The 16,148-nt window shown below is 57.2% G+C and carries 15 protein-coding genes and 1 tRNA gene; 10 read left to right on the top strand and 6 right to left on the bottom strand.

Annotated features, from left to right (window positions below):
• Positions 1–2: 2 nt before the first annotated feature.
• From C7123_RS12610 to C7123_RS13065, 4 genes are all read left to right on the top strand, one after another.
• Positions 3–923, top strand: coding sequence for a DUF368 domain-containing protein (locus C7123_RS12610; protein ID WP_038012185.1), 921 nt, complete (start codon positions 3–5; stop codon positions 921–923).
• Positions 924–1,029: 106 nt separating this feature from the next.
• Positions 1,030–1,605 (top strand): CD225/dispanin family protein, encoded by a 576-nt coding sequence (locus tag C7123_RS13070; RefSeq protein WP_159049945.1) that lies wholly within the window; start codon positions 1,030–1,032, stop codon positions 1,603–1,605.
• 97 nt (positions 1,606–1,702) lie between these two features.
• Positions 1,703–2,095: a DUF2752 domain-containing protein gene (locus C7123_RS12600; protein WP_069175294.1), complete on the top strand. Its 393-nt coding sequence runs from the start codon at positions 1,703–1,705 to the stop codon at positions 2,093–2,095.
• 133 nt (positions 2,096–2,228) lie between these two features.
• Positions 2,229–2,594 carry a hypothetical protein gene (locus C7123_RS13065; RefSeq protein ID WP_159049944.1) on the top strand — a complete coding sequence of 122 codons (366 nt, stop codon included), beginning with the start codon at positions 2,229–2,231 and terminating at the stop codon, positions 2,592–2,594.
• A 91-nt stretch (positions 2,595–2,685) separates the two neighbouring features.
• On the opposite strand, the gene C7123_RS12595 is transcribed toward C7123_RS13065, so the two are convergent.
• Positions 2,686–2,973 carry a DUF4834 family protein gene (locus C7123_RS12595; RefSeq protein ID WP_069175293.1) on the bottom strand — a complete coding sequence of 96 codons (288 nt, stop codon included), beginning with the start codon at positions 2,971–2,973 and terminating at the stop codon, positions 2,686–2,688.
• Positions 2,974–3,085: 112 nt separating this feature from the next.
• Between C7123_RS12595 and C7123_RS12590 the strand changes: the two genes are divergently transcribed.
• Complete coding sequence (locus C7123_RS12590; protein WP_037983640.1) at positions 3,086–3,781, top strand: MIP/aquaporin family protein; 696 nt, start codon at positions 3,086–3,088, stop codon at positions 3,779–3,781.
• Positions 3,782–3,872: 91 nt separating this feature from the next.
• Here C7123_RS12590 and C7123_RS12585 read toward each other — a convergent pair whose 3' ends face one another.
• The 3 genes from C7123_RS12585 to C7123_RS12575 all read right to left on the bottom strand — a co-directional run bounded on the left by C7123_RS12585 (position 3,873) and on the right by C7123_RS12575 (position 8,140).
• Positions 3,873–5,354: a leucine-rich repeat domain-containing protein gene (locus C7123_RS12585; RefSeq protein ID WP_069175292.1), complete on the bottom strand. Its 1,482-nt coding sequence runs from the start codon at positions 5,352–5,354 to the stop codon at positions 3,873–3,875.
• A gap of 12 nt (positions 5,355–5,366) precedes the next feature.
• Entirely contained in the window at positions 5,367–7,409 is a 2,043-nt protein-coding gene (locus C7123_RS12580) for a M13 family metallopeptidase (RefSeq protein WP_069175291.1), read from the bottom strand.
• Between the two features lie 68 nt (positions 7,410–7,477).
• Positions 7,478–8,140, bottom strand: coding sequence for a DUF3256 family protein (locus tag C7123_RS12575; protein WP_159049943.1), 663 nt, complete (start codon positions 8,138–8,140; stop codon positions 7,478–7,480).
• Between the two features lie 58 nt (positions 8,141–8,198).
• Here C7123_RS12575 and C7123_RS13060 point away from each other — a divergent pair, with 58 nt between their 5' ends.
• The 5 genes from C7123_RS13060 (at position 8,199) to C7123_RS12560 (ending at position 13,484) form a co-directional block, all read left to right on the top strand.
• Positions 8,199–8,441 (top strand): hypothetical protein, encoded by a 243-nt coding sequence (locus tag C7123_RS13060; protein WP_159049942.1) that lies wholly within the window; start codon positions 8,199–8,201, stop codon positions 8,439–8,441.
• Between the two features lie 765 nt (positions 8,442–9,206).
• Positions 9,207–9,279: transfer RNA gene (locus C7123_RS12570), tRNA-Phe, on the top strand.
• A gap of 161 nt (positions 9,280–9,440) precedes the next feature.
• Positions 9,441–10,571 (top strand): tRNA guanosine(34) transglycosylase Tgt, encoded by a 1,131-nt coding sequence (tgt, locus tag C7123_RS13235; protein ID WP_069175290.1) that lies wholly within the window; start codon positions 9,441–9,443, stop codon positions 10,569–10,571.
• The gene (locus C7123_RS13230) at positions 10,572–11,675 is read left to right on the top strand and encodes an LptF/LptG family permease (protein WP_037983647.1); all 1,104 of its coding nucleotides are present in this window, start codon (positions 10,572–10,574) and stop codon (positions 11,673–11,675) included.
• A gap of 21 nt (positions 11,676–11,696) precedes the next feature.
• Positions 11,697–13,484, top strand: a complete 1,788-nt coding sequence (locus tag C7123_RS12560; RefSeq protein ID WP_069175289.1) for an ArnT family glycosyltransferase — start codon at positions 11,697–11,699, stop codon at positions 13,482–13,484.
• Positions 13,485–13,628: 144 nt separating this feature from the next.
• Here C7123_RS12560 and C7123_RS12555 read toward each other — a convergent pair whose 3' ends face one another.
• Both C7123_RS12555 and C7123_RS12550 read right to left on the bottom strand, forming a co-directional pair.
• Complete coding sequence (locus C7123_RS12555) at positions 13,629–14,267, bottom strand: RloB family protein (protein WP_069175288.1); 639 nt, start codon at positions 14,265–14,267, stop codon at positions 13,629–13,631.
• Entirely contained in the window at positions 14,254–15,576 is a 1,323-nt protein-coding gene (locus C7123_RS12550; RefSeq protein WP_069175287.1) for an ATP-binding protein, read from the bottom strand. Before C7123_RS12550 ends, C7123_RS12555 begins: the two co-directional genes overlap by 14 nt.
• Positions 15,577–16,148: the final 572 nt, after the last annotated feature.

Below are 16,148 nucleotides of genomic sequence, written 5' to 3'. Positions count from 1 at the left end.
ACATGGGACGTACAATTAAAGACTACGCCCTGCTGACCCTCAAGGGTATTGGCATGGGCGCAGCGGACGTCATCCCGGGCGTATCCGGCGGCACGATCGCCTTCATCGTCGGCATCTACGGCGAACTGATCGACTCCATCAAGCGCATCGGATCGCCCGCCTCGCTACGGCTACTCTTCACCTTCCGCCTCGGCGCCTTCTGGCAGGCCATCAACGGCAACTTCCTGCTGGCCATCGTGGCCGGTATCGGCATCAGCATCTTCTCGTTAGCCCGACTGGTGACTTATCTGCTCGTCCACCAACCTGTGCTCGTATGGGCCTTCTTCTTCGGGCTTGTACTGGCATCCACGTGGTTTGTCTCGCGCGAAGTCACCCGATGGGACGTCAAGAGCATTGCGGGATTCGTGGTGGGAGCTGTGGCCGCGTGGTTCATCACCGTCATGACACCGGCCGAAACGCCCTCCGCGCTGTGGTTCATCTTCCTCTGCGGCGCCATTGCCATCTGCGCCATGATCCTGCCCGGCATCTCGGGCAGCTTCATCCTCGTACTGCTGGGCAAATACTTCTACATCATGGAGGCCGTCAAGACGCTCAACCTGCCCGTCATGCTTGTCTTCATCGCCGGTGCAGCCATTGGCATCTCACTCTTTTCGCACGCCCTATCATACGCCCTGCATCGGTTTCACAACGTCACCATTGCCGTCCTGAGCGGCTTTATGCTCGGGTCGCTCAATAAGGTATGGCCGTGGAAAGAGACGATCGAGACCTATGTAGACAGTCACGGCGAAGTGCGTCCGCTGATCGAGGCCAACATCCTGCCCGACCACCTCGTCTGGGAAGGCATCGCCCTGGCCGTAGCCGGATTCGCCCTTGTCTGCGTGCTCGAACTTACAGCCGGGAGAAAAGCGAAAAATGCCGGATAGCCGTGAGTAGCCGTGAACATCTACCTGGCCTTTTTCGTTTCCCTGACATGCGCAGCGAGCGCGCTTAGTTTTTCTCCTGATTATTCATCAACCCCCTAAACTCATAATGGAAAAGGAATATTATTACCTCAAGAACGGCATGAAGCAGGGCCCTTTCACCCTCGATGCTTTGAAGAAAGAACCTATCGATCCCGACACGCAAGTGTATCATTCCGAGGCGCTGGACTTTGCGCCTGCACGCACGTTCCCCGAGTTGCAGTCCTTCTTCGCCGAGGACCGCGGTACCACCGTCGACGAGTCGAACTACAACCGTCGCGAGCCAAACTACAACACCTCGGCCAGCACCCCGTCGCCACAGACGGCTTTCGAGGCTGCCGGTAACAGTGCCTCCTCCTCTACGACCTACAACCCGAACATGCAGCGCCCGCCGATGCCGGAGAACTACCTCGTTTGGGCCATCATCGTCACCATCTGCTGCTGCCTTCCTCTCGGCATTGTGTCCATCATCAATGCAACAAAGGTCAGCTCGGCCTATGCCGTAGGTGACTATGTGGGCGCCGAAAAGGCCTCGAAAGACGCTAAGAAGTGGGCCATCTGGGGAGCCGTCTCCGGAGGCGTCTTTGTGTTACTCTACCTCCTCTTTGTTGTTGTAGTCGCCGCTGCAGGGTTCATGGATGCCTAATCCGTCATACTCGCCATCGGTTTCACTTACGCGGTGCGCCTGTCTTCTTCACTCAATCGATAGACGGGCGTGCCGCTCGCTTTTTGCCCCTCCCCCAATGCCACACCCTACTCGTCGACGACTGCTGATCCTTAGCCTGCCGCTACTGCTGATCGCGCTGACCATCATCTACTACCGCGTCAGCCCGACCACCTCGGTCTTCTTCCCCAAATGCGCGTTCCTCCTGCTGACTGGACTCAAATGCCCCGGCTGCGGTTCGCAGCGCGCAGTCCACGCCCTGCTGCACGCTGACCTCGCGTCGGCCTTCGCGCACAATGCCCTGCTCGTCCTCTCCCTGCCCTACCTCGCCCTACTGATCGGCGCCCGCCTCTATGTCTATCTCCACCCCGCGAGCAGCCTCCGATCCACCCTCGAGAGCCCTCTGGCCATCCGCACCTACTTCGTCATCACCATTGCCTTTTGGATCGCCCGCAACGTGTTCGGGTTCTGAAGTCGGTGAGAGCGACAAAATGGCGCTCCACAAAAAAGCCCGAGGCGATGTAACCCCGGGCTTTAATCGTAAAACAAGTAGCAGAAAGATGTCTTAGCGGACGGCAGCCTTGTAAGCACGACCGTTACTCAGTATGATGATTGGTCAAACGGCTTGCGGCAGACTGAAAAACGTTTGCGGAAGTTCCGCAAATCAAGAAGAGGACGTTTTGGCGTTTGCGGAAGTTCCGCAAATCAAAAAGAGGACGTTTTGGTGCTTGCGGAGGTTCCGCAAATCAAAAAGAGGGCGTTTTGGCGCTTGCGGAAGTTCCGCAAATCAAGAAAAGGACGTTTTGGCGCTTGCGGAAGTTCCGCAAATCAAAAAGAGGACGTTTTGGCGTTTGCGGAAGTTCCGCAAATCAAAAAGAGGACGTTTTGGCGTTTGCGGAAGTTCCGCAAATCGAAAAGAGAACGTTTTGGCGCTTGCGGAAGTCCCGCAAATCGAAAAGAGGACGTTTTGACGTTTGCGGAAGTTCCGCAAGCACTGTTTTCTTCATTTTGATGTATGCGGAAGGTCCGTACGTTCTTCGTACGAGACTACAGAGTGCTGCATCAGCGTATCTCCTCATAATCGACGTATTCGCCTTCATCGTCGGCGAAGACTTTCTTCCGGTGGGGCACCGTTTCGTCTTCCTCAATAAAGGTGCGAGACGAATACGACCGCGACGAGGTGTCTGAGGCGCCACCAGCGGATGTGCCGCCCGAGGCATACGGATTGCCCGCGCTATAGGGACCACGGCCGCCGAAGAAGAGCGCCCGGATGATCCGTAACACAGACGTGCCGAGCATCACAACGAGGAAGACAACGACGAAGACGAAGAATAGAAAAAACGTAAGCATATAATTTGGGTTCTGGTTTTTGTGCGGGCAAAAGTAGGGTGTTAAATCCGGGAAGACAGGATAAGGCCCCTTACCTTTGCCGCGATTCAAAACCATTAACTGTTTTCCTATTATGAAGAAGTATTTAGCTGAGATGATCGGCACGATGGTGCTGGTCTTGATGGGCTGCGGCGTGGCTGTCAGCCTGAATTGTTCGTCCGACTGTGCCGACACGGCCAACGCAGGCACAGTCCTCGGTACGGCACTGGCGTTCGGCCTCTCCGTGGTAGCGATGGCCTACACCATTGGCGGCATCTCGGGGTGCCACATCAACCCGGCCATTACGCTGGGCATGCTCCTCAGCCGACGGATAAGCGCCAAGGACGCGGGCATGTACATGCTGTTTCAGGTCATTGGTGCCATCATCGGCGCGTGTGTGCTGTGGCTGCTGACGTCGGGCACCGAGTCGCTTGCAGGCGGCACGGGCGCTAACGATCTCCAAGGCGGTATTTCGGTCACGAGCGGACTGCTGGCCGAGATCTTCTTTACCTGTGTCTTTGTGCTGGTTGTGCTGGGCGCAACGGCTCGGACGAACGGCGCCACGTCGGGCTTTGCTGGCCTGGCCATCGGCCTGTCGCTCGTGCTTGTCCACCTCGTCTGCATCCGTTATACGGGTACGTCCGTCAACCCGGCACGTTCCATCGGCCCGGCGCTCTTCCAAGGCGGATCGGCACTGGCTAACCTGTGGATCTTCATCGTCGGCCCGTTCGTCGGTGCAGCGTTGGCGGCCTTTATATGGCGCGTCATCGATCCAGATAAAGCGGCCTAACCTTCGCGAGGGCAACTCGAACCTATGAAAAGCCCCGGCATACAAGGACGTATGTCGGGGCTTTCTCTTGTCTATACTATAAGGGTCGGAGTCACTCCACCACCACCTTGCGCGCCGTGCCATCGCTCAGGGAGACGATATAGAGGCCGGGCGGGAGCGCCAGACTGGCTTCGCCGCGCTGTACACGGAGCGTGCCGACTTGCACGCCCGTCAAGGTGTACACACGCGCCGTCAAAGGGCGTTCGGAGGTGACGATGAGCAGTCCGCGCTCGGAGTGCACCGTCGGACGGGCATCGTTGGCGACGAGGAGCACGTTGGCCGTGGGCGCGGTAAGCGTCACGTCGTACGTGAGGGTGAGCTTCGGGTAGGCCGCGTTTGTCACCTCGCAAGTGAGCGTATGGCCAGACAGTGCGGCGGGGAAGGAGAAGCGTCCCTCGTGCGACTGGGTCGGGGTGACCTCCGTCGTGCCGTCGCGCCAGGTGTAGACCGACGTGGCGCCCTGCACGGTGTATTCGCTCGAAAGATCGACCCTGTCAGCCGGCGCCGTAATCGTCCTCCGCGCCTGCGGCGTGTAAGAGCGGAGATACATCGGCTTGGGCAGCGCGGAGAAGGTGAAACGGTTCGACTCGCACATGATCTCCAACGTCTTGAGCGGCAGCAGGGGTAGCTTGAGCGTGTGCATGCCGTTGTTCATGGTGGAAATGAAGTCGATGTAGGGGCAGGCCGAGACGTCAAGCTCGGCGATGGCGTTGTTGTAGAGCGGCAGGTTTTGCAGCGCGCGACAATCGGAGAGGTCGAGCCTCGTCAGTCGGTTGTCGTAGGCAGCCAGGCGCAGGAGCGACTTGCACCCCTTGACGTTCAGCTCCGTCAGCTGGTTGTCGTAGCAAAAGAGCTGCTGCAGGTTGGCCAGGTTCGATACGTCGAGGCGCTTCAGTTTGTTGCTGCGCACAGAGACGAGTTTGAGGAGCGGATTGCGCGAGAAATCAATCTCCTCCAGACTGCATTTGGCGGCGTAAAACTCCGTCAGAAGGGGGTTGTTTGAGAGATCGAAACGCGTGAATGGGTTGCCGCTCAGGCAGAGGAACGTGAGGCGCGGGTTGCGCGTCACGTCGAGCGTGGCGATGCGGTTGTAGCGACAGCAGAAGTGCTGGAGATTGACGTTCGTGGTGATGTCCATGCGCGTCAGCAGGTTGTCGTAACAGTCCACATGCACCAGTGCTGAATCGCGCGTCAGGAGCAGCGACGTGAGGTTGTTCACCTGGCAACGCAGCACGCGCAGCGAGTCGAAGCCGGAGAGATCCAGATCGCCCGCCAGATACTTGTCATTCCAAATGATCGCCGTCAGTCGTCCACCCGGCCCCCACGTCAGGCCCGTCACCGTAGCCCAATCGATGGCGTTGGTGTCGGCTATGCCTAACTGCTGAAAGTTTTTCCGGCCCTCGTCGGCGGCGTTTTGCCGCAGGAAGGCCCTCAGTTGAGCTATCTCACCGGCATGAAAAGGCTGCCCCACGAGGCGCGCGGCACACGTGAGGCAGACCATGACGGCGAGCAGCATGATGGCTCGCTTTTTCATATCAAGAATGTGTTACCAAATCGTTACCCGCTTCTCTTTCGGGATAAACATCGGGCTGCTTTCGGTGATGCCGAAAGCCTTATACCAGGCGTCGATCTGCGGCAGTTCGCCGTTAACGCGCCACTTGCCCAGCGCGTGCGGATCGGTCTTCGTGCGACGCAGGATCTCCTCATCGCGGATGTTGCCCGCCCAGACGAAGGAGTAAGCCAAGAAGAAGCGCTGATCGGGCGTGAAGCCGAGCTTATCCTCTTGCGGCTGGCCGGCCGTAGCCTCCTTGAAGGCTTGGTAAGCGATCTGCAAACCGCCGAAGTCGGCCAGCGTTTCGCCGAGCGTGAACTTGCCGTTGGCGTGTACTCCGGGCGCTACGTAGATGCTGTCGTAGAAGTCTGACATCACCTTGGCGCGCTCGTTGAACTTCTTCGCGTCGGCTTCCGTCCACCAGTTCTTCAGGTTGCCGTCCTTGTCGAACTGGCGACCCTGATCGTCGAATCCGTGCGTCATCTCGTGACCGATCACAACACCGATAGCGCCGTAATTGAAGGCGTCGTCGGCCTGCATGTCGAAGAAGGGGTATTGCAGGATGCCGGCCGGGAAGCAGATCTCGTTCGTCGTCGGGTTATAGTAGGCGTTGACCGTCTGCGGCGTCATGTACCATTTGTCGCGGTCCACCGGCTTGGTGGCCTTGTCCAGCATTTCGCGCACCGCAAAGCGACTCACGCGATCCATGTTGGCCAGATACGTCTCCTCGGGTTTGATCTCCAGCGACGAATAGTCTTTCCACTTGTCCGGGTATCCGATCTTGACATAGAAGGCGTTCAGCTTCTCCAGCGCCCGTTGCTTCGTCTCGGCGCTCATCCAGTCTAATTTCTCGATGCGTGCGGCGTAAGCCTTTTGCAGGTTATGCACCAAGTTCACCATGCGCTCTTTGGCCTCGGGTGGGAAATATTTCGCCACATAGAGCTCGCCCACGGCCTCGCCTAAGCCACCGCTCACGCTGCCCTGCGCGCGCTTCCATCGCGGCTGCATCTCGGTCTTTCCGGAGAGCACGCGGCCGTAGAAATCGAAGTTTAGCGCGTACACCTCATCGCTCAGCGACGAGGCTGCGTTGTCGATCAGCTTCCACTCCAAATACGACTTGATGGCCGAGAGCGGTTCGGCGGCGATCACCTTCGAGACCTCCTTCATCGGCTCCTCTTGTGAGACGGACAGCTCCTTGATGTCCACCTTCAGCGTGGCCAGGAATTTCGTCCAGTCGATGTTCGGCACCAGCTTTTGCAGGCCGCTGACGGGCATCTTGTGATAGTTCGCGTACGGATCGCGGCGCTTGACCTTGTCGAAGTGCGACCGGGCCAAGCGCGTCTCAATGCGCATCACGTCCTCCATGCGCTTCCGCGCGTCGGCCTTCGAGTAGCCGAACATCTCGAACATCTTCACCACATGCGCCTTGAAGGCCTCGCGGACCTTTGTCGTGCTCTCGTCGTTCTCGAGGTAATAATCCCGCTCGCCGAGCGAGAGGCCGCCCTGATACGTGCCGAAAAGGTTCTGCTTGCTGTCCATCACGTCCGCCTCTACATAGACGCTGAAGAAGGGGTCTATGCCGATCAGCATCAACTCCGGCAGGAAGGTCGAGAGCTCCCTTTTGTCCTTGATCGCGCCCACGCGGTCGAGCCACGGCTTGAGCGGCGCCACACCCTCGGCATTGCGCCGCGTGCTGTCCATCGCCAGGTTGTAGAGGTCGCCAATCTTCTGCGCCACCGTCCCCGGCTCATTCTTCCGCCCCGCTATCTCCTCGATCAGCGACTTGAGCTGTTCGCGGTTATTCTCGGCCAGCATGTCGAACGATCCGAAGCGCGAATACTCGCCCGTCAGCGGGTGCGTCTTCATCCAGCCGCCGCAGGCGTACTGATAAAAATCGACGGCAGGATCCGCCGTCTTGTCCAAATTCTCAATGCGGATACCCGCATCTCCGGCCGGCGTCGCTGCCGGCTGCGCTTGTGCATTTCCTGTCATCATCAGTGGAATGATTGCTGCTACTTGTAAATACTTTCGATTCATGTGATATGTAGTATGATTAAAAGAACGTCTCTCTTGTCTTGAGGCTTCCATGCCTCATTCTTCGCTTCTCATTTTGCGGTTATCCCGCTCTCCTCAAACCGCCCGTTGCGCCAGGTGTAGACCTTCCATCCGTCGATGAAAAACCGATTCGCCTTCTCCTGCAACGCCTGGTCGAAATATTTCGGCGTGTTGTATCGCACGCTCATCGTCAGATCGTCGGGCGACAGCTTGTAGTGAAACAAATCGATGTCCGCCGCCGCGCAGATCTCCTTGAAATCCTCCGACGTCGTGTCCGCATCCGCCCGGAGGAAGTCCCTCATCGTGGCCGGGCGATACATCCCCTCGGTCGGCAGCGGCGTCCAGTCCGTGGTGAAAAATTCCACCCTCGAGTCCTGCCCCTGCCTCACGATCCCCACCGACGTGATCAGGCAGATCACATACGTATGGTTCACCAACGGCAGCCGCCGTATTTGGATGAAATTTCCCATGCTCGTCTCCAGCCACAGGTAGTCGTCCGTCATCTTCCAGATCTCGGCCATACCGCCCATCTCGTTGTTCACGGTCGCCTTTTCGCCAGCCCGATGCATGTCCACGAGCGTCTTCCGACTCGCCTCATTGAGTAAAACCAATTGCGTATCGGGCATCTTCACAAACAGCTCCGCTACGTCCTGCGCCTGCGCAGCTGCCGACATAGCCGCCGCCAAAACCATTGCGATCCAACGCTTCCTCATTGTCATTATCCTTCAAATTGCTGATTTTTTACGGGTGCCAAAAGTACAAACTCCCCCTTTGCCCAGCCCGCGACCCATCCCAGCCCGTCGCCGCCCCACCATCTCGCCCGACACGTCATCCCTCCGCGTCGAAGCCTCGCCATGCCACTCGACTCGCCATCCCAACCCGTCGCCGCCCCGCCAAGTCGCCCGACACGCCATCCCCTCGCGTCGCAACCCCGTCATGCCACTCGATGCGCCATCCCTCCGAGTCGAAGCCCCCCAATTTATCCCCCGCGGGCATCCCCTCATGTATGGCTAAACCATCCTACATATATCCTACATCTACACCATGAGCGCCTCTTCATTCTCTCCATTTAATCTGATCTACACCATGTATGGCCTATCATTCTAATTGATCTATCGGATAAGCATACTGTAAGCCCATTCTTCCGTCCGTCATTTCCGCATATACATAGTGTCTAAGTATACACGCCGCCATCAATTTATCTTATACACACTGTCTAAGTCAGATATACACCAGAAAGAATAGCCATACATGGTGTATGAGCCAAAAATCCATCGTCTTTTATACTCATACACCATGACTATCTCTATTATCCAGCGGATTTTATGTTCATACACCATGTCTAAGCCATAAATCCGGCGTATCTATTTTCTATACATTGATTGAAGCCTCCTCAAGAGACTTGATGAGGCCTCAACGCGTAGGCATGTCCCCTCGTGTCACACGACGAGACTGCGACAGCCCGCTATGCCCCGCAGACTCGGTCGACAGCTCTTCGACGACATTCCATGACCCGCCGTGTCGCTCGATGCCGATCCGAGGACGTGAGCAGTCGCTCCGAGACAAAAAATGAGGGTGCTGCGGCCAAAATTCTGTCCTCGGTCACGTTTTTCGCGGAAAAATCCTCCGGTGACCCCTCTCCGCAAAGCGTTCAGAATAAAACGGTTCGGTTGCAGGGAAACAAGTCACCGTTTCTTTTGTGATTTTTTTAGTGTTGCAGATTTGGCGTAGAGTCAAAGATTCGTTCATCTTTGCGGCCGCTAAGAAAAAACAAGGCACGGTGCCATAGCTCAGTTGGTAGAGCAAAGGACTGAAAATCCTTGTGTCCCTGGTTCGATTCCCGGTGGCACCACTTCAAAAACCTTCATAAGCAGTACACAAATTAAGTGTGCTGCTTTTTTTATTTCCCCCCACCGAACCGCGGCGCCCATCGGGTGCGCCATCGTCCTTGCCTATACGTTTACACAAACGCCTCCCCCACCCGATTGCTCACCACACCTTACTTTTGCCGCCATGAATTTTGAAGTGATCCAAACGGACAGCCGATCCAAGGCACGCGCGGGACGCATCACGACCGACCATGGCGTGATCGAAACGCCCATCTTTATGCCCGTCGGCACCCAAGGCGCGGTCAAGGCCGTGCATATGGCCGAACTCCAAAGTGAGGTCGGCGCGCAAATCATCTTAGGAAATACGTATCATCTCTACCTCCGCCCGGGTGTCGACACGCTCGAGCGCGCCGGTGGGCTGCACCGCTTCAACGGTTGGGGCGGCCCGATACTGACGGATAGCGGCGGCTTCCAAGTCTTTTCGTTGGCCGATCGCCGCAAGCTGACGGCCGAGGGCGCGGAGTTCCGCTCGCATATCGACGGCAGCAAGCATCTCTTCTCGCCCGAGCGTGTGATGGACATTGAGCGCTCCATCGGCGCGGACATCATCATGGCCTTTGACGAATGCTGCCCCGGCGACGCCGACCATGCCTATGCCGAGCGCTCGCTGAACCTTACCGAGCAATGGCTCGGCCGCTGCCTCAAACGTTTCAAGGAAACGGAGCCGCGCTACGGCTACCACCAAAGCCTCTTCCCGATTGTGCAGGGCTGCGTCTATCCCGACCTGCGCACCAGGGCAGCCGAACGCGTGGCGGAGGCTGGCGCAGACGGCAACGCGATCGGTGGGCTGTCGGTGGGTGAGCCTACGGAAGTCATGTACGAGATGATCGAGCTGGTCAACGCCATCCTACCTGCGGACAAGCCGCGCTACCTGATGGGCGTCGGTACGCCGGTGAATATCCTGGAGGCCATCGAGCGAGGCGTCGACATGTTCGACTGCATCATGCCGACGCGCAACGGACGCAATGGCCAACTCTTCACCGCCCGCGGCACGATGAACATGCGCAATCGCAAATGGGCCGACGATTTCTCTCCCATCGATCCGGACGGCCACTGCGTCGTGGACTTGCTCCATAGTCGCGCCTACCTGCACCACCTTTTCCGTGCCGAAGAGCTGCTGGCATTGCAGATCGCCTCGGTGCACAACCTCGCGTTCTACCTCTGGCTCGTCGGCGAGGCTCGACGACACATCTTGGCGGGCAACTTCACGACGTGGAAGGCCGGCATGGTGAAACAACTCTCGGAACGGATCTAAATGCTACGTATCCCCTCTCTCAAACTCACGCGGATAGACCGATACATCATCGGTAAATTCCTCGGCACGTATGTCTTCACCATCCTGCTGGTGATCGCCATCACCGTCGTCTTCGACTTCAACGAGAAGATTGACCATTTCGTCGGCGCCCGCGCCACGGCTACGTTGCGCGGCATCGTCTTCGAATACTACCTCAACTTCATCCCCTACTTCATCAGCATTTTCAGCCCGCTTTTCACCTTCATTGCCGTCATCTTCTTCACCTCGAAGTTGGCCGACAAGTCGGAGATCATCGCCACGCTGGCTTGCGGCGTCAGCTTCCGTCGCCTGATGCGCCCCTACCTCATCGCTGCGGCCATCATCGCCTCGGCGAACTATCTGCTGAACGCCTACATCATCCCCCCGGCTAACATCGTCAGGATCAACTTTCAGAACAAGCACATCCGCGACAAGAAAGTCTCGTCGGCCCACAACATCCAGCTCGAGGTCGAGCCGGACGTCTTCGCCTACTTCGATCGCTACGACGCCATCGCCTCGATGGGCTATCGCTTCTCCCTCGACCGCTTCAAGGACAAGAACCTCGTTTCGCGCCTCACCGCCGAATCCATCCAGTACGACTCGCTCTACCGGTGGACCATCCTCAACTACGTCATCCGCGACTTCGACGGCATGCGCGAGCATATCACCACCGGCGAACGTAAGGACACGACGCTCACCTTCATGCCCTCCGACTTCCTCATCTCCGAGGGCGACTGCGAGACGATGACCATGCCGCAACTTGCCGCCCACATCCGCCGACAGAAGGAGCGCAAGCTGAGCAACACCCAGTTTTTCGAGATCGAGTATCACCAACGCATTGCCACCACGCTCTCCTTCTTCATCCTCACCGTCATCGGCGCCTCGCTTTCCTCGCGGAAGATCAAGGGCGGAATGGGCCTCAACATCGGCATCGGCTTCGCCCTCAGCTTCTCCTACATCCTCTTCTCCAAAATCACCTCCACCTTCGCCATCAGCGGCTATGTCAGCCCCATGATCGCAGTCTGGATCCCGAACATTATCTACCTCTTTATCACCATCCACCTTTACCGCAAAGCCCCGCGGTAAAACTTAATCATCCCCTACCCTATGCGCGCCTCCGCCCTTCAATACCTCTATTTGCAGAAGCCCGTGACGACGATCATCGTGCTTTGCCTCGTCACCATCCTGCCCTGGATCGCCACCGGCGACTTTTCCACCAAAGGCGAGCCGCGCGAAGCCTCCGTGGCCGTCTCCATGCTCGAAACCGGCAACTGGACCCTGCCGAAGGTCTACGCCGACGAGTTCGCCTACAAGCCGCCGATGGCGCACTGGATGATGGCCCTTGCCTCCCTGCCTGGCGGCCGCGTCACGGAGCTGACCGCCCGCCTCCCCTCAGCAGTGGCCTACACCGTGCTCGGCGCCATGATGCTCATCTTCTTGGGGCGGCGTGTGCGCTTTCAGGAAGCCTTCATCGCCGTCTGTGTCATGCTCACGTGCGTCGAGATCCACCGCGCCGGCATGACTGCCCGGGTCGACATGGTGCTCACCGGCTTCATCGTCGCCGCCCTCCTGCAGATGTACCGGTGGGAAGAAAAGCTCGCCCTGAAAGGCCTACCCGTCATCATCCCGCTTTTACTCAGCGGCGCCGTGCTCACCAAGGGGCCGGTCGGCATCATCCTGCCGCTTTTCATTTTCGGCACGTACCTCATCCTGCTCCGCCGCCACAGCGCCTTGCAGATCTTCAAGGCCCTGCTTTACATCGGAGTCAGCGCCGCCTTTCTGCCCCTGCTCTGGTACATCGCTGCGTGGCGCCAGGGTGGCGACGCGTTCCTCAACGTCGTTTTAGCTGAAAACTTCGGCCGCTTCTTCCACCTCAGCGAGGCCGCCATCTCCTACGACCTGGGGCACAAGGAACCCATTTGGTACAACTTCGTCACGCTCGTGGCCGGCTTCCTGCCCTGGACGCTCCTCCTTGCCTTCTCCCTCTTCGGCTTCAACCGCAAGCCGAACGACAAACGCGGCGAGCGCCCCACGCTCAGCGGCCGCGTGCGCCACATCGGCGGCGCCCTTCTGGCGATGGATCGCGTACGCCTTTTCAGCCTCGTCGCCGCCGTCTGCACGCTCGTCTTCTACACCATCCCGGGCAGCAAGCGGAACGTCTACCTGATGCCCGCCTATCCCTTTATCTCCCTCTTTGTGGCGCAGGCGATGCTCTACGTGGCCGAACACCGCTCCCGCTGCACACGCGTCTTTGCCGCCGTTCTGGCCGTCGTCGGCTGTGCCGCATTCGGCGTGGCCGTGCTCACCGCTGCCGGTGCCCTGCGCCCGGTGGAGATCGTCGCCAAATTCACTGACCGCGCCGACACGCTCGAGACGGTCAGCGCCGTTGCGCAAGGCTTTGCCCATCCCTCGGCCGGCACGATCGTCATCCTCGCCATCTTAGTCCTGGCCCTGCTGACGGTCGGCTATCAAATGTCGCGGCGGATCAACATCAAGATCCTCTACGCCTCGCTTTTCCTGAGCGTCGCCCTGAACCTCTTCGTCGACGGCGCCATCATGCACAACTTGCGCAACCTCACCTCCTCGCGCGAGTTTGCCGACCGCATCCGCAGCGAGTTTCCGGCCGAGCGGGATCGGATCTACGTCATGAACGACCTCCGCGCGGGCTTCACCAACCTCTACGGCCTCAATTTTTACCTCGGCAACCGCTTCCGCAACTTCGACGCCGAACGTCCCGCCGAGGGTGCCCTCCTCTTGGCCGACTGCGACGAAGATCTGCTCACTGAGCGCTTCGGCCGGCTGTACACCTTCCGCCGCATCGCCCACTCCACGCGCAGGCTCTCCGACGTACGCAGCAGCGTGACGCTCTACCGCTTCGAGCGCATTCGCCCGTAATGCTTCGAGAGGGCAGCCAATCATTGTCCGCCCATAAACGGCAAATCGGGTAGGGAAATCTTTAATTGTCCGCCCATAAACGGCAAATCGGGTAGGGAAATCTTTATAGGATCTCTCTACCCGATTTGCTGTTTGGGGAACACCTCAAAAGAGCCCGTTCAACTCTTCGGTTCGGAAGAATTGCGGCATTTCGCTTACCGCTCTCGAAGAATCTTTCGGCTCAAATGAGCCGAGGCGATCGGAATGCTCCATGGCCTTCTTTAAGCGCGGCTTTAGCTTCAAATAGATGTCATTGTTTTTCTGCTTGAAATAGCCTTCCGACTTATTGTAGTCTTTCATGTGCTTCTTCAGTGCTTTTGCCAATTCCTCGTAGCCCCCGAAAGATTTGTCCGTATGTGTGTAATGAAGCAGGAACCAGAACTCAAGGCAGGGGTTATTCACGATCACCCGGACCCGCTTCGCGTATTTCTTACCATGAAGCACTTTCTCTCGGCATTCGATAAACGTCCGCATCGGGTCTTTTTTACCCCCGGTTGCTTCTCGCTGCTCCTTTGTGATCTGGTCCAAGTCGACGATCCAAAAGACCTTATCGTACTCCCCTTGGGCCAGCTTACAAACAAGCTCGCATTGGTCTTCGATACGCTTCTTCTTAGGGAGTTCTGGCTTGATGGTGAGGCGCACCTGCCGCTCATTCTGCTTCATCATTTGCAGGTACCAGATCTCTGTCTCCCCGTCGGCCACGATGGCAAACGCCGGATTCGTTTTTCGCTTAATTCTTCCCATGATTCAAATCGATATGCGTGTCACCGAGGATTGGCGTGCCGCTCAGTTTGCCGCTTTTGTAGGCGTTCAGCACGTTGGTCTTTTTTCCAATTACCGAACGGTCGAAGTCGGCCAGCGAATAGAGTTCGGTAGCATCGGCGTTAGACTTATCCGTAAACCAAATGGCATCGTTTCGGAAGAGGTCGCGGTCGTCCAGCAGCTCCCGATTGTGCGTCGTGGCGAGGATCTGTGAATCCTTCGTGTTGAGCAGGTAGGAGACGATGAAATGCCGATAGAGATCGGGGTGTAGTGAAGATTCTAATTCGTCGATGAGCATGGCACGCGGGTCTTTGATAAAGAGGGCCAGCAAGCCAGCAAAATCATAATACCGCTTTGTTCCGCGCGACTCTTCAGCCAATGGCAACTGATATTTCTCGCCGTTTACGGTATGCTCGAGCATGACCTTTTTAATGACCGCTTTTGCTTCTTCTCTAAACTCTATTACATCCCCCTTAGACATCACAGAATGATGATCATTGATTAATGACAGGAAATCCTCAACCTCCTGTCTATCCACTATTTCTCGACTTTGGATGACAATATCAGAGATATGCAGGTCTGCTTGTTGTAGAATAGGGATCATATCCGACGAGAGGATCTCCCCGTCTTCCATCTGAAATAAGATGAGATCTTCGAAAGAGGTTTGCGGCTGCACCATGCGCTTTAGGTAAAGCTTGAACCAGTCCACCACCTCTTGCAGCTCTTTGGAGTCGACGTTGGTTTTCAGATACCCCCCCAGCACCGTGTTGTTCCATAATGTGTTTGCAGTAAGACTCTGCTTCACGGCTTTGCTTTTCGTCATCTTGCTGCCGAATTTGATTTCGACAAATTGCCGCTCGAGGTCCGTCGTCCGTTGGTAGATGCGGGCTTTGTTGGAGGTATAATAGGCATAGAGTTCCTCGGCCACGACGGCCTCCTGCGTGAACTCCACCCGGTAGGCGTACCGCACCTCGTTACGGATAAATTCGATGGAGAGGACGGTGGGCTGTTTCGGGGTGTCGGGATCGAAGAGGTAGGGTTCGAAGTCCAGGCGCTCTGTCTTCTTGCTTTTGGGTTCGACTACCAACTTCCGGAGGAAGTCGAGCGCTTTGAGCACCGTCGTTTTACCCGAGGCGTTGGCTCCGTAGAGGAGGGCCAGCTTGAGTATTCGTCGGCCTCCGCAACGGGTGACGTACGCCTCTTCGAGGTGGTCGGACTTATCGGCCTCGAACGAAAGCGTCTGCTTGTCTTTAATCGAACCGAAGTTCTGTATGCTGAAATTGAGAATCATGGGTCTACTGCTTTTACTTGGCGGCAAAAATAGGCCGGGGCGGGGGACTGAACGCATACAAGGGGCGGCCGGTTCACGAATCTTTCTACATTCGCCGCCGGCTCGGGCGGAAAGATGCCCTCCGGAGCGCGTTGTTTGATTTGATTTTTCTCCAAAACCGGGTTTTGGACGCGTTGCAACGGTCTGCAATCCTCCAGAATCAGATTCTGAGCCTTTGCAACGGTCTGCAATCCTCCAGAATCAGATTCTGAGCCTTTGCAAGGGTCTGCAATCTTCCAGAATCAGATTCTGAGCCTTTGCAACGGTCTGCAATCCTCCAGAATCTGATTCTGAGCCTTTGCAACGGTCTGCAATCCTCCAGAATCAGATTCTGAGCCTTTGCAAGGGTCTGCAATCTTCCAGAATCGGATTCTGAGCCTTTGCAAGGGTCTGCAATCTTCCAGAATCGGATTCTGAGCCTTTGCAACGGTCTGCAATCTTCCAGAATCGGATTCTGAGCCTTTGCAACGGCCTGCAATCCTTCGGAATCGGATTCTGAGCCTTTGCAACGGTCTGCAATCCTTCGGAATCAG

The organism is Tannerella serpentiformis (assembly GCF_003033925.1).
GTDB classification, from domain to species: domain Bacteria; phylum Bacteroidota; class Bacteroidia; order Bacteroidales; family Tannerellaceae; genus Tannerella; species Tannerella serpentiformis.
This window is presented reverse-complemented; position numbering and strand designations above follow the sequence as displayed.